Source organism: Anaerococcus faecalis (genome assembly GCF_013371425.1).
Classification (GTDB): Bacteria; Bacillota; Clostridia; order Tissierellales; family Peptoniphilaceae; genus Anaerococcus; species Anaerococcus porci.
Genome location: NZ_JABVBA010000018.1, coordinates 1 through 13,875, shown reverse-complemented (window position 1 = coordinate 13,875; position 13,875 = coordinate 1). Strand labels below are relative to the sequence as shown.

At 31.0% G+C, this 13,875-nt stretch carries 12 protein-coding genes; 2 read left to right on the top strand and 10 right to left on the bottom strand.

Features of this window, described 5'->3' with window-relative positions; translation table 11 throughout:
• Positions 1–125 precede the first annotated feature (125 nt).
• The 10 genes from HV819_RS11220 to HV819_RS11175 form a co-directional block, all read right to left on the bottom strand.
• Positions 126–1,445, bottom strand: coding sequence for a glutathionylspermidine synthase family protein (locus HV819_RS11220; protein WP_176270260.1), 1,320 nt, complete (start codon positions 1,443–1,445; stop codon positions 126–128).
• Positions 1,446–1,458: 13 nt separating this feature from the next.
• Positions 1,459–1,686 (bottom strand): DUF951 domain-containing protein, encoded by a 228-nt coding sequence (locus HV819_RS11215; protein WP_176270259.1) that lies wholly within the window; start codon positions 1,684–1,686, stop codon positions 1,459–1,461.
• Between the two features lies 1 nt (position 1,687).
• The gene (locus HV819_RS11210; protein ID WP_154541823.1) at positions 1,688–2,515 is read right to left on the bottom strand and encodes a mechanosensitive ion channel family protein; all 828 of its coding nucleotides are present in this window, start codon (positions 2,513–2,515) and stop codon (positions 1,688–1,690) included.
• Positions 2,478–3,017 (bottom strand): SGNH/GDSL hydrolase family protein, encoded by a 540-nt coding sequence (locus tag HV819_RS11205; RefSeq protein WP_176270258.1) that lies wholly within the window; start codon positions 3,015–3,017, stop codon positions 2,478–2,480. Before HV819_RS11205 ends, HV819_RS11210 begins: the two co-directional genes overlap by 38 nt.
• Positions 3,017–5,008: an alpha-amylase family glycosyl hydrolase gene (locus tag HV819_RS11200; protein WP_154541827.1), complete on the bottom strand. Its 1,992-nt coding sequence runs from the start codon at positions 5,006–5,008 to the stop codon at positions 3,017–3,019. The genes HV819_RS11205 and HV819_RS11200 overlap by 1 nt, the downstream gene beginning before the upstream one ends.
• A gap of 31 nt (positions 5,009–5,039) precedes the next feature.
• Positions 5,040–7,103: an elongation factor G gene (gene fusA, locus HV819_RS11195; RefSeq protein ID WP_176270257.1), complete on the bottom strand. Its 2,064-nt coding sequence runs from the start codon at positions 7,101–7,103 to the stop codon at positions 5,040–5,042.
• A 311-nt stretch (positions 7,104–7,414) separates the two neighbouring features.
• Positions 7,415–7,801, bottom strand: coding sequence for a DUF956 family protein (locus HV819_RS11190; protein WP_154541831.1), 387 nt, complete (start codon positions 7,799–7,801; stop codon positions 7,415–7,417).
• Positions 7,802–8,731, bottom strand: a complete 930-nt coding sequence (locus tag HV819_RS11185) for a PTS system mannose/fructose/sorbose family transporter subunit IID (RefSeq protein ID WP_176270256.1) — start codon at positions 8,729–8,731, stop codon at positions 7,802–7,804. It abuts the gene before it with no gap.
• An 8-nt stretch (positions 8,732–8,739) separates the two neighbouring features.
• Positions 8,740–9,552 carry a PTS mannose/fructose/sorbose transporter subunit IIC gene (locus tag HV819_RS11180; RefSeq protein WP_154541835.1) on the bottom strand — a complete coding sequence of 271 codons (813 nt, stop codon included), beginning with the start codon at positions 9,550–9,552 and terminating at the stop codon, positions 8,740–8,742.
• Positions 9,553–9,561: 9 nt separating this feature from the next.
• Positions 9,562–10,566, bottom strand: coding sequence for a PTS sugar transporter subunit IIB (locus HV819_RS11175; protein ID WP_176270255.1), 1,005 nt, complete (start codon positions 10,564–10,566; stop codon positions 9,562–9,564).
• A gap of 167 nt (positions 10,567–10,733) precedes the next feature.
• On the opposite strand from HV819_RS11175, the gene HV819_RS11170 reads away from it, so the two are divergent.
• Both HV819_RS11170 and HV819_RS11165 read left to right on the top strand, forming a co-directional pair.
• The gene (locus tag HV819_RS11170) at positions 10,734–13,595 is read left to right on the top strand and encodes an insulinase family protein (RefSeq protein ID WP_176270254.1); all 2,862 of its coding nucleotides are present in this window, start codon (positions 10,734–10,736) and stop codon (positions 13,593–13,595) included.
• A gap of 21 nt (positions 13,596–13,616) precedes the next feature.
• Positions 13,617–13,875, top strand: a 259-nt coding sequence (locus HV819_RS11165) for a helix-turn-helix domain-containing protein (RefSeq protein WP_176270253.1), incomplete at its 3' end; no start/stop codon positions are given.

Sequence of the window (13,875 nt, the reverse complement as noted above, 5' to 3'; positions counted from 1 at the left end):
TTTGACTTGCTCTTTCGCTTCTTTGCTTTTTTCTTTTCGCAATTTGGCTTTTAATATCAATAAAATATAGCTATCTTTTTGATAGCTATATTAGTATATTATTTTTATTTTGTTTTGTCAAATATTTATTTATTTTCTTTTACATTCATAGAACTTACCACATAGTAGTCCCTAAGTGAGCTAATTAAAGCAGCATTTCCTATTCTCATATATGGTCCTATAAATTTTTTATTATAGGCAAACAATCCTGTCACAAATGAAAAGTCTGTAATTATCGCCCTATCTTCTTTTACTTCTATGAATTTTAGTGGTTCTACCTCATAATATTCTTGGTAAATATAGTTTTTATTCTTTATACTGGTTAAGATTTTTTCAAAGTTTTCTTTATCCTCTTCTTTACCTACATAAATCCCATGAGATGCGTAACCTTGAATTGGCTTTAATATATACTTATCTTTATTTTCAAGTAGTTTTTCTTTGTCTCTTTCGTATATTAGTTTTTCTGTAAAAGGTATATGTTTTTCTATAAAAAGATTTTCTTCGTTTGTTAGAATTTTCTTTGTTTGCTCAAGTCTTAGTATTCTAAATATATCTTTGGTATAAAAAAGTGTTGACCTAAATGAACCTATTGTGACAATCTCATCATTTAAGTAGGAGTCTATGAAGTCCTTTCCTATCTCCTTATTTTCTATAAGATCGCTTGTTACAAGCCTTCTATATACTAGGTCGATTTTCATATCATCAATATATAGACCACCATCTTTTCTTTTTAAGTCTTTGAGATTAGCTATTTTACAATTATGACCCTTTTTTATAAATAAATCCCTTATAGTTCTAAATTCAATATTATCAAATTCTACTATATCTACTATTGCGATATTTATCTTTCTATCTCCCTTTATAGATTTATATAAACTTTCTATAGAATCTACTAAAGTTTGGAGTAAGTCAGAATAGCTTATTTTGTATTTTTCTAAAAGTTTCTTATAAATTTCGCTATCTTTTATTAAATTTTGTAAGGACTTATCTTCAAGCATTGCAGAAGACCCATCTGTGTTTAGTTCACAAAATTTATACTCATCACGATCATCATACATCACGTCAAACCTTGCTATCGGTGTTGATATGTCATAACCTGGATCTTTTAATATAAGTTTCTCACTTAAGGAATCTAGGGAAAATAACTTTCTATATTCTTCATTTCTTACATATTCTTTGGTGACTTTTTCTACTATAGACATTAAGATATCAATCATTTTCTTATATCTATTAAAATCCTCGTCACTATAAAAGTAAGCATCATACAAGGTTGGTATTACTTCTTCTTTGTAAGTTGCTCCGTAGGATTTCCTATTATCTAATAGTTTTTTATAATCTTTTTTATATTTTTTAAAGTCTTTATTGATTTCATCAAGTAAATATTCTTTTATCTTATTATTTATCATTAATTCTTATCACCTAATCTTCTTCTGGGTTGTAATTTACTATTGAAACAAATTTATCATTTTTATCCTTGATTTTTCTAATCTTCTTATCAAAGTCAATTCGTTTCATCCATACTATCTTATCACAACCTAAACACCTAAGTTTCATATCAGCACCCATTCTTTCAATTTTCCACTTATTTTCTCCACATGGGTGACCTTTTTTTAGGCTTACTATATCATTTAACTTATATTTTTTCATATTAATCTCCACTTTTAATATCAAGTTCAGATGCTTTAACATTTCTCTTTTCAATCTCTTCTTTTAGGAGAAGTCTTATTTTTCTAGCCACCATCCATTGGCTTCCCGCCTTAACTGTGCTAGTTACCCTTATCCTATAAGAAAGTTCCGAAAATTCATTTATTTCAAAAAACTGAAGTTTTTTTATAAAATAGTTCTTATATTCCTTATCGCTTAAAAGCTTTTGAGATACTGTATTTATTAAATCCATTACCTCATCAATTTTTGTATCATATGAGACATTAAAATAAGCATCAGCTTTTTGAAATCCTCTATTATAGTTTTTTACACTAGATATTTGAGAATTTGGTATGACATGTAATGAGCCATCATAATCTCTGATTTTTGTATTTCTAAGTTCAACACTTTCAACTTCTCCTTCAATTCCAGCTACCTTGACCCAATCTCCAACTCTTATTGTATCATCCAAAATTATAAACATGCCTTTAATAAAATCTTGAACTATGCTTTGGGCACCGAAAGCTATTGCAATACCTCCTATACCAGCAGTTGCTAAAATTGACCTTGTATTTATTCCTATTATGTTTAAAATCATAGTTATTGCAAAGAATATAACCACAAATCTTGCAAATGAATGCAAAGATTTTGATAGGGTTTCAAATTTATTTGAATTCAAAACGGAGATTCTTTTTTTAGAATCTAAGGTCTTTTGTATTATTGAACTTAAAATAGCTAAAAATATTTTAGCCACTATTATAACTATTAAGATAGAAACTATATCAAGGATTATCTCATTTTCTATGAATTTTTCTAGTGTTTTTTTTAGCATCCTCTACCTCTTTTAATATTTTAATAATTTCTTTGCTAAGATTTTCATGAAAATCCTCAGCCATATGAAGTCCATCTAGATATCTTCCAGGAATATTCCTACCATCTATATGATAGTCGCCAAGCTCTTTCAAGCTTTCATCATAAGAATCAATCTTATTATTTATGGTTTCATATGTACTAAAGCAAGTTTCCTCTTCTATAAAAGGAGGAAGAATTAAAATTTTTTTCTTAGCTAGACTTAATTCTAATATACTTTTGACATTATTATATGCAAATTTCGCACTTATCCCCTGATAAAAGTCATTGACACCAACAAAAACAATTAAAACATCTGATTCATATTCTCTTCTTTCTTTGAACATCTTAAAGCAGTCTGAACTTGTCGCTCCATTTTTTGATATATTTAAAACACTAAAACCCGCCTTTGATAAAAGGCGGGCATAAGAGTTGTTGATTAAGTATCCCTTAGAAAAGGAATCTCCAACTATTGTTACTTTCATTATTTTACCTTCTTTAAGGCAAGGGCTGTTCTTGATGGTAGATATATTTCAATTCCATCATAATCAGTATGTTCAAGATTCTTAGACTCATATACATAGTCTTTAGAAATCCTTCCAAGTCCTCCAAATTCTATATCATCTGTATCTAGAACCACCTTAAACTCTCCCTTATCGTGGATTGGAACTTGAAATGAATCATAAGAGTTTTGTGGGTGGAAGTTAAAAATGTAGACCAAGTCATTATTTCTATAGGCTATAACTTTTCTATCATTATCAAGCCATAATCTAAATATATCATTTCCTAATTGATTATTATCCTTGATATTTTCAAGCATTCTCTTATCCCAATTTAAAAGCCATTCATATTTTAATAATCCATTATCAGCCAAAGACCACAACCTTCTTGCATAGTGGTAGGAGTAATTGTTTCCCTCTCTTGGAAAATCAATCCATTCAGGATGACCAAATTCATTGCCCATAAAATTAAGATAAGCATCAGCTCCCATAGATATGGTAATCCACCTTATCATCTTATGAAGAGCTATGGCTCTGTCAATTACTATAGAGTGTTTATCTTTTTCCATCTCCCAATACATTGCAGAATCTGCAAGTCTAAAAATAGTAGTTTTTGAACCTACTAAGGCTTGGTCATGGCTTTCTACATAGGCTATTCTTTTTTCTTCTGGTCTGTAGGTTGATAACTCATACCACATCTTGCCCATATCCCAATCTTCATCTCGTATTGAGAGAGTTTTTTCCCAAAAATCCGGCATTCCCATTGATAATCTATAATCAAAGCCTATGCCACCATATTTAATAGGAAGACACATCCCTGGCATAGCTGACATATCTTCGGCTATGGTTATAGCATCTTTTTTTATCTCTCTTATAAGCTCATTGGCCATTTGCAAGTAATTTATAGCCTCTATATCTGTATTCATAGAAAAGTACTTTGAGTAATTATCAAAGCTTACTCCTCTTCCATGATTTTTATAAATCATTGATGTAACACCATCAAATCTAAAACCATCGAAGTGATATTCTTCAAGCCAATATTTTATATTTGATAGTAAAAAGTGGCAAACTCCAGGTTTAGCATAGTCAAACAATTTAGAATCCCAATCAGGGTGATTACCTTCTTCACCTTTGTGGAAGAATTGGTAGTCTGTTCCATCAAACTCATTTATACCTTCATTAGTGTTTTTAACAGCATGAGAATGAACTAAATCCATTATTACGTTAAGACCCATTTCATGAGCCTTATTTATTAGAGATTTTAATTCATCATTTTCACCATACCAAGAAGATGGTGAAAAGAAGTTTGAAACTTGATAGCCAAAAGATCCATAGTATGGATGCTCTGCTATGGCCATAAATTGTACTGTATTATATCCTTCGTCTTTTATTCTTGGGAGTATGTTTTTCTCAAACTCTTTGTAAGTACCTATGCCTTCTTTTTCTTGAGCCATACCTATGTGGGTTTCATAGATTAAAAGATTATCCTTTTTAGTCTTAAATTTCTCATCTGTCCATTCAAATTTCTTTCTAGGATTTAAAACCACTGCAGAAAAATCTAGATTCTCATCTCTTTCAACCCTTCTTGCATATAAAGGAATCCTATCTTGAGTCCTATCCCCATAGTCAATCATAACCTTAATTCTTGACTTATGAGGAATGGTTCTAATTCCCTTTATATTTATTTCCCAATCTTCATTATTTATTTTTTCTAAAGGATGAGAATGCCTATCCCAATTATTGAAGTCTCCAATCAAATAAAGTCCCTTAGCATTTGGGGCCCATTCTCTGTAAACCCAACCAGTTCTTGTTTTGTGGATTCCATAATAGTTATGGGCATTAGCAAAGTCCTTAAGTTTCTCTCCCTTTTTTAAAAGTTTTGACTTTTGCTTTTTAAATTCTTCCATCCTAAGATCTATATCACTTTTATAATCCTTAATCCAAGGATCTATCTCCAAAATCTTCCAGTCCTTCATTTTCTTTGCCTCTTTTTCTATAATATTATTTTTATTTTTCCTCTTTGCTCTTTTCTATTATCTTATCAGTCAATTCCTTTGGAACTTCTTCATATTTTTCAAACTCCATTGAAAATGAGCCACGAGCTTGAGTCATTGACCTTAAGTCAATTGAATAGGTCAAAACTTCACTTTGTGGTGCTAAGGCAGAAATTACTTGGCTACCATCTTCTTGTGATTGCATACCTAATATCCTACCACGTCTTTTATTCATATCTCCCATAACATCACCCATATATTGTTCATCAACTTTGATTTCAAGTTTCATTATAGGTTCAAGAATAATAGGTTTTGCCTCTTCAATCCCTTTTTTAAAAGCAATTCTTGCAGCTGATTTAAAGGCTTGTTCATTAGAATCAACTGGGTGGTAAGATCCATCATATAAAGTCGCCTTAATTCCAACTACCTTATAACCTGCTAGAGGACCTTCGTCCATTGACTCCAAAAGCCCTTTTTCTACAGCTGGAAAATAGTTTTTAGGAACTGCTCCACCAAATACTTCTTCTTCAAAGACAAACTCTTCATCACATGGTTCAAATCTTATAAATACATCTCCATATTGTCCAGCTCCACCAGATTGTTTTTTGTGCTTTCCTTGAACATCAGATTTACCTTTTATAGTTTCTCTATAAGGAATCTTAAGTTCTACTACCTTGGTATTTACTGAATAGTTATCTCTTAATTTATCCATTAAAACTTCAAGTTGCACATTACCAAGTCCTGATAAGACTTCTTGATGTGTTTCTGCATTTCTTTCATCTATAAAGGTTGGATCTTCTTCTGCTAATTTTTTAAGAGCAGACGAAATCTTATCTTCGTCATTTTTACTTTCGGCCTCTATTGCATAAGATAGGACAGGTGTTGGATATTTTATCTTCTTATATTCTATAGGATTATCCTTAGTACATAAACTATCCCCAGTTTGTAAACTTTCTTGTTTTGAAAATGCTCCTATATCTCCTGCTATAACCTTATCTGTTTTAATTTGTTCTTTTCCTCTTAAGAAGAAAATATTTGACGCTTTTGCTTCCTTTTCTTTGCTGATATTATAGAAATTATCATCCTTATTTATTATACCTGATAGGACCTTAAATATTGAAATCTTACCTAAAAATGGATCTGCTATCGTCTTAAATACTACAGCTGAAAAAGGACTATCTTCACTGACTTCAAATCCTTCATATCCATCTTTAACTCTAAAACCTATATTTGCATCAGCATGGTCAGGAGATGGCATAAATCTTGTGATAATATCAAGCAAAAGATCAAGACCTATAGATTTTTCGACACTTCCAGCTAAAAGAGGAACTGCACTACCATCTATTATTGCTTTTCTAAATCCTTCTTTGAACTCCTCTTTAGTGAATTTCTCTCCTGAGAAATACTTATCCATAAGAGTATCATCACTTTCTGCTACAACTTCAAGGATTTCTTCATAAACAGTATCTACTTCTTCTTTCCTTAATTCTGGAATTTCAACTTCTTCAGCTACACCATTAGTGTATTTGAAAGCCTTTTTATCTATAACATCGATTAAACCTTCAAATTCTTCACCCTCACCAAGGGTCAAGGTTAGTGGGATTATTTTTTTCGAAAATTCAATGTGTAGGTCACTTACTACTTTGTTAAAGTTAGCATTTTCTTTGTCTAACTTATTTACAAAGATAATTCTTGGTAGAGAAATATTTTCTGTATATTTCCAATATTTTTCTGTTCCTACTTCTATTCCATTTTCTCCATCTATTACAAACAAACTAGATTCACTTGCTCTAAGAGCATTTAAAACTTCTCCCTCAAAGTCAAAAAACCCAGGAGCATCTATAAAATTAACTTTATAATCTCCATACTCAACAGGTATTATCGAAGTTTGAATAGAAATACCTCTTTTGATTTCTTGTTTTTCATAGTCAGAAACTGTGTTTCCTTCACTTACCTTACCAGCCCTCTTAATTGCCTTTGTAGATAAAAGCAAAGCCTCTGTTAGGCTGGTCTTTCCGGCCCCTGAATGGCCAACCAAGCTCAAATTTCTTAATTTGTTTGTTTTATAGTCTTTCATAATAAAATAACCTCCGTTTTGTCGATGAAAACATTTTTTAGTCTTCTAAATAATTTATACCCATTTTCCTAAAATTTACTAATATATTTTCATTTATTTTCATAATATAGAGCTTTGCAAATGTTTTTGCAAAAAACCACTTGAAGTATTGCCATTTAAATAATAATCCTAATAAAAAAAGACTGCTGCATAATAATTAATCTTTGCAAAATTATTACAAGTTCCTCTACAATAACTTAAAATCGACAAACAGTAAGTTTGTGTTCAAATCATCTATGAGTAACTTGTAATAATACAAAGATAAAAATTCATTATTTTACAACAGTTTCTCTTTTATTTATTAAATTTTTTATTCCTCTTTTTATAACTTCAAAAAATGATAGAGACCTTCTTAATTTGTCTGAGTCTAAGTATTTATTTATTGCTCTCAAGGTCTTTTTATTATCTGTAGTAGTAAAGATAAAGTATCCACTGCTTCTGGTGTGGATTGCAAAACGAGTGATTTTTTTCTTGAAAATCACACTTGCACTTATATAAGAAATTTCTTTATATGGGATTTGAATATAATCTTTTATATTTTTTTCATTATAATATTCAAAGGCCTTATCACCTACCATGATATTACCATCTGATGTTAGACCATTAAGAAATCTTCCCTTAATGGTCAAATCAACACTTTTATTTTTACTTTCTACCATCTACATTATTCCAAAAAAGCTTGAAACAATTCCTATTATAAATAGAGCAACTATTATAGTAATTGGTGATACATTTTTCTTTAAAAGCTTACATATACCTAGGGTTAAAAGCACTGGTACAAGCCCTGGTATGAGTGAATTTAGGTTCTCTTGTAAGGTTGTAACCTTAACTTGCTCAAGTCCATCTGATCCAAGCGAAGAGTAGAGTTTCAAAGCTTCTTTTATTCCTTCAGTACCTTGTGAGATTGAGTTCCAATCTATAAAGGAGCCTGCTTGTTGGCTTACTTCTGATACATTTACTGTAAATGTTACATTCACCCATCTTTGTACCAAAGCTCCTACTATAAACATACCTACAATTGAGGCAACTAAATTAATTTTGCCCAAAAGTCCACCAGAAAGGTCTTTTGTTATTTCATTTCCTACCTTATAACCAAATTCTTGAGTCTTCCATTCGAATACCATTCTTATGATATTCCATACCACAAAAAAGATAAGTGGTCCAAGAGCTGAACCTGATAAGGCAAAGCTTGCTCCCAAAGCTCCTATAATAGGCCTTGCTGTAAACCAAAATACAGGATCTCCAACTCCTGCTAAAGGTCCCATCATACCAACCTTTACAGAGTTTATAGTCTTATCTTCTATGGCTGCTCCATTTGCCCTTTCTTCTTCCATAGCAAGAGTTACTCCCATAACTGGACTTGATAGGTATGGATGAGTATTATAAAACTCCATGTGTCTTTTTAGAGCAGCTTTTCTATCTTCTGGACTTTTGTATAGTTTCTTAATAGCTGGAATTATAGAATAGCACCAACCACCATTTTGCATACGTTCGTAGTTCCAAGATCCTTGAAGAAATTGATGACGGTTAAATACCTTTATTCTATCAGATCTTGATAATTGTATTCTTTTTTCATTTGCTTCAGTCATATTTCCTCCTAATAATCATTGATAATATCACCAAGTGGGTCTCCTGTATTTGAAGAGGCTCCATTTGATGAAGATGATTCTTTAAGTTTCAAATAAATTAGAGCTATGGCAAAGCCTATAACACCAAGTCCTATTAAGGTAAGTTGTGGTATTGCTGCAAATACAAAACCAATGGCAAAAAATGGCCAGGTTTCCTTAGTGCTCATCATATTTATTACCATGGCATAACCTACTGCTGCAACCATACCTCCACCAACTTCCATACCATGATTTAGCCAATCAGGCATAGAATTTAATACTGACGTAACAACCTTTGGAGATACAAAGCAAAGGGCAAAAGCTGGTATAGCTATTCTTAAACCTTGCATTAGGATAGCTAATATTTGAAGTATTTCAATCTTTCTAAAGTTTCCTTTTTCTGCTGCTGAATCCATTCCGTGAACTATAGGAATAGCAAGTGTTCTTGCTATCATTGTTAAGAATAATCCTGCTACTGAAAGTGGAACTGCTATAGCTATAGATGTATTTATAGCATTGTTTACATTTCCTGTCCCATCTTGTAGGGCTATAACCATAATTATAGCACTTGCTACTGAAGCTAGTGCTGCATCTGGTGCAACTGCCGCTCCTACATTTGCCCATCCTAGGGCTATCATTTGAAGGGCTCCTCCAAGCATAATCCCTTCTTTTAAGTGTCCACTTACAAGTCCAATCAAAGTACAAGCTACTATTGGTTGATGGAACTGAAACTGATCGAGTATTCCTTCCATACCTGCAAGTAGGGCAACTATAACAATTAAAATAACTGTAATTGTTGACATAATTCCTCCTTAAGCCAAACCAAGTTCTGATTTTGCTTTTCTCATAATATTAGTAAAATTATCTCTTTGGTCTGATGGAACCTTTCTAACGTCTATATTTACACCTAAATCTAGAAGTTTTTCAAAGGTTTTTACATCTTCTTTGCCCATAGAAACTGTACTTGTAACATAGGCCTTTCCTTGAGAATGTGACATAGAACCTAGGTTTAATTCCTTAAGATCAATCCCTTTTTCTATAAGCTCTAGAGCATCTTCTGGGTTTTCAAATAAAAGCATTGCCCTAGTTTTGCCAAATCGAGTATCCTTAAATATTTCAGCCATTTTCCAAATTGGAACAACGTGCGCCTTAACTCCTGGAGGAGCTGCCTCCATAATCATAGACTTACGAAGATTATCTTTGCTTACATTATCACTTACAACAATAATCCTGTCAGGATTTGTAGATTTTGTCCAACTTGTAGCAACTTGACCATGAAGAAGTCTTGTATCAATTCTTGCAAGAACTATATTGATTTTTCCATCTCCTAATACAGTCCCTTCAGGAATTGAGCCTTGACTTATAGCAGAATCTTTGCTTGGTTTCTCTGATGAAATATTTTTATTATTATAGTCATCCATCAAACTTTCAGGCTTTGTCCTTACTCCTTCCTTGGCAGGTTCTAGTAAAACTTTTGCAAGATCATGGGATTTTTCTTCCATAAGTCTTGAGCCTAAGGCTTCTATAAGCATTGGTAAATTAAGACCTGTTAGTATGGCCCAGTTTTCTTCGTGACCATTTAATAAGGCTGAAACTTGATTAAATGGTGTTCCACCCCATAGGTCAACTAAGAAAATAATTTCCTCGCAATCAAGCCTTTTGATTTTTTCTTCAAGCTCAGCCCTTAGATCATCTGGACCCATAGATGGCAAAAGTACTGCTGTTTCAAGCTTTTCTTGCTCACCAAAAATCATCTCACCTGATTGTCTTATACCTTCGGCAAATTCTCCATGACTTGCTAGTATAATACCTATCATCTTATACCTCCTTTTAATTGATATATCATTATCAGTTTACACCATATGCTTAAACCTTAGCAAGCTAAATTTTTCTATAATTTTTAAAGATATATAAAAAGCACTTATTAATGAGATAAAATATAAAAGAGAGTATAGTCATATTAATATAAAGAAAGGGTTAATCAATGGAAAAATACACATTATTAAAAAATAAAAAATACGAAAAACTTGGCCTTGATGTCTACCTTTACGAACACAAGAAAACCAAGGCTAAGATTAATTATATAAAGACAGATGATAAGAACAAGACTTTCGCTATAAGCTTTAAGACCCCTCCTGAAAGCTCTAAAGGAATATCCCATATCTTAGAGCATTCAGTCTTAAATGGATCCAAAAAATATAGAACTAAAGAACCTTTTATGGATATGATAGCTTCAAGTCTTCAAACTTTCCTAAATGCTATGACTTTTCCAGATAAAACAGTCTATCCTGTAGCAAGCGAGAATGAGAAAGACTTTTTTAACCTTCAAGATGTCTACCTTGATGCAGTATTTAATCCAAGGGTATTAGAAAAAGAAGAAATATTTTTACAAGAAGGAAGAAATTATAGGTTTAATGAAGATAGAGAACTTGAAGTATCGGGCGTGGTTTATAATGAAATGAAAGGAGCTATGACAAATCCTGATACAATTATTGTAAACCACATCAATAAATACCTTTATAAAGACTCCTGTTATGAGTATATCTCTGGTGGTAATCCTTATGATATTGCAAAGCTTACATATGATGAGTTTGTAGACTACTATAAGAGATTTTACCATCCAACAAATTCCAATATTTTCTACTATGGGGATATGGATATAGATAAATATTTAAAAAATCTAGATGAGGAATACTTATCAAAATATGAATATAAGAAAATTGATGTGGATTTAAGTGTTAAAGAAAATTCCTATGATAAGGTTATTTATGAGGATTTCCAATCAAATAAGGAAGATCCTAACAAGTCATACCTTACCTATTCGTTCCTTACAAATGAGTCCTCTAATATAAAAGAAAGTCTTACAAATGGAATTTTATCAATTGCCCTTATCAATTCTGATTCTTCAAGAATAAGCCAAAGAATCTACAATGAAATTGAGCCAGAAGCTTTTTATGCAAGATTGGGATATGGCTCTCGTTCATATATCCAAATTACAGCCCAAGGGGCAAGCGATAAAAAACTGGATAAGTTTATAGCAATAATCGAAGAAGAGCTTAAATCTTATAGTAAGGAGATTCCAAAAGACTCTCTAAAAGCTGCCCACTCACTTTTTGACTTTTCTCAAAGAGATCAAATAAATTCAGCTAGCAAGGGAATTGAATATATCTTAATGCATAATCTTGATAATGAAATATTTGAAACACTTGAATTAATTGACATTATAAATGAACTAGGTGATTTAATAGAAACTGACTATTATGAAAAATTTCTTAATAAATATTTCTTAAATAACAAGACCAAGCTTATCCTTGTAGCAAAGCCTAAAAAAGACTACTTTAATAAAATTGAAGAGAAAATCAATTTAGAGCTTAAAAATTTAAAGAAAAGTTTAGATGAAAATGGGATAAAAGAACTTAAGAAAAAAGAAAAAATTTTAGAAGATTTTCAAAATAGACCTGACACTAAAGAAGAAAAAGATACTATCCCAAAACTTGATATAGAAGACCTTGATACAAAAGTCGAAAATATACCAAGATATATAGAAGGTAAATTCATTCACCACTCCTATGATACAGCTGGAATGATTTATACATCTATCTATTTTGATATAAATCATTTAAATCTTGAAGAAATAAAGATTTTAAGTCTTATAAGTGACTATTTAGGATCAATAGATACAAAATCCTATTCCTACCAAAAATTAGATGATATAATCCCTATAAATATGTCTGGATTTAATCTTAATATAGTAAGCCTTAAGAAAAAAGATGGAAAAATTACAAATCTTTTAAAAGTAGATTTTAAGACAACTAGTGATAGGTATGAGTCATCCCTTAATATAATTATGGAGATTTTAGAAAATTCAATCTTTGATGATAAAAAAAGACTTACAGATTTAATAAAGCAAATTAAGGCTTCTTTTGAAATGACTATGTATGATTCAGGACATATGCTTGCCCTTACCAGAAACTTTGCTCACTTTGATAAGCTTTCTTATATAAAAGAAAACTTAAGTGGTATAGGCCACTATTACTTCTTAAAAGATATAGAAAATTTATCAAATAATAGTTTTGACACTTTTAGAAAAAAGCTTGAATCTGTATATAAAAAAGCTATCACAAAGGATTATATTTTAAATATCACATCAGATGATAAGGATTATGAGCTTTCAAAAAATCTTATTGATGACAAGTTTAAGGGATTTAAAGATAAAACTTATAATGATTTAGAAATAGATTTTAATGATAAATATTTTAAAGAAGCCATAAAGTCTGATGCCAACGTAAACTATGTTTCTATTGGAGCAAGACTTAAAGAAAATGATCAAAAGAAATTAAATCATATAACTTTTGCATGCCAAATCCTATCAAATCCATATCTCCATGATTTAATCCGTGCCAAAGGTGGAGCATATGGTGCAGGAATTATGATTGATAAGTATGGAAATATAGGAGCTTACTCATATAGGGATCCTAATATAGAAAAAACCATAGATAATTACAAAAAAATCCCAGAAATTCTAGAAAACTTGAACCTTGACCAAAGAGACTTTACTAATCAAAAAATCTCAAAAATGGGTTCATATCTTAAGCCAAAGTCTTTAAGTGAAAAAGGTTCAACAGACTTTATAAGATATATTCAAGAAGTTGATATAAAAGAAATAGAAGAAAAGCTTGATGATATAAAAAATGCTAGTATCTCTGATATAAAGGCTTTAAAAGATGATTTTAAATATATTTTTGACCAAGATAATATAAGTGTGTTTGGAAATAGGGGGATGATAGAAGAAAATAAAGACTTATTTGATGATATAATAGACATAGACTCTTATACTAAAACCTAATTAAAAGCGTATAATAAGAATATGAAAAAGATAATAGATGAAAAAACAAAAAAAGAAATTTATGAGCTTGAAAAAGCCAGAAAAAATACAAACAATAAAAAAGAAGAAGTTAGACTAAAAGCAATGATTTTAAAACTTCAAGGGGTAACAACGCGAGAAATTTCTGAAAAGCTTGATGTTGCAATGTCTACAATCTTTGAATGGTTAAGAAAATATAAAAAAAGTTCTATTGATGGACTCAAAAATAAAAAAAGAATTGGTAATAATAGAAATTTGACAT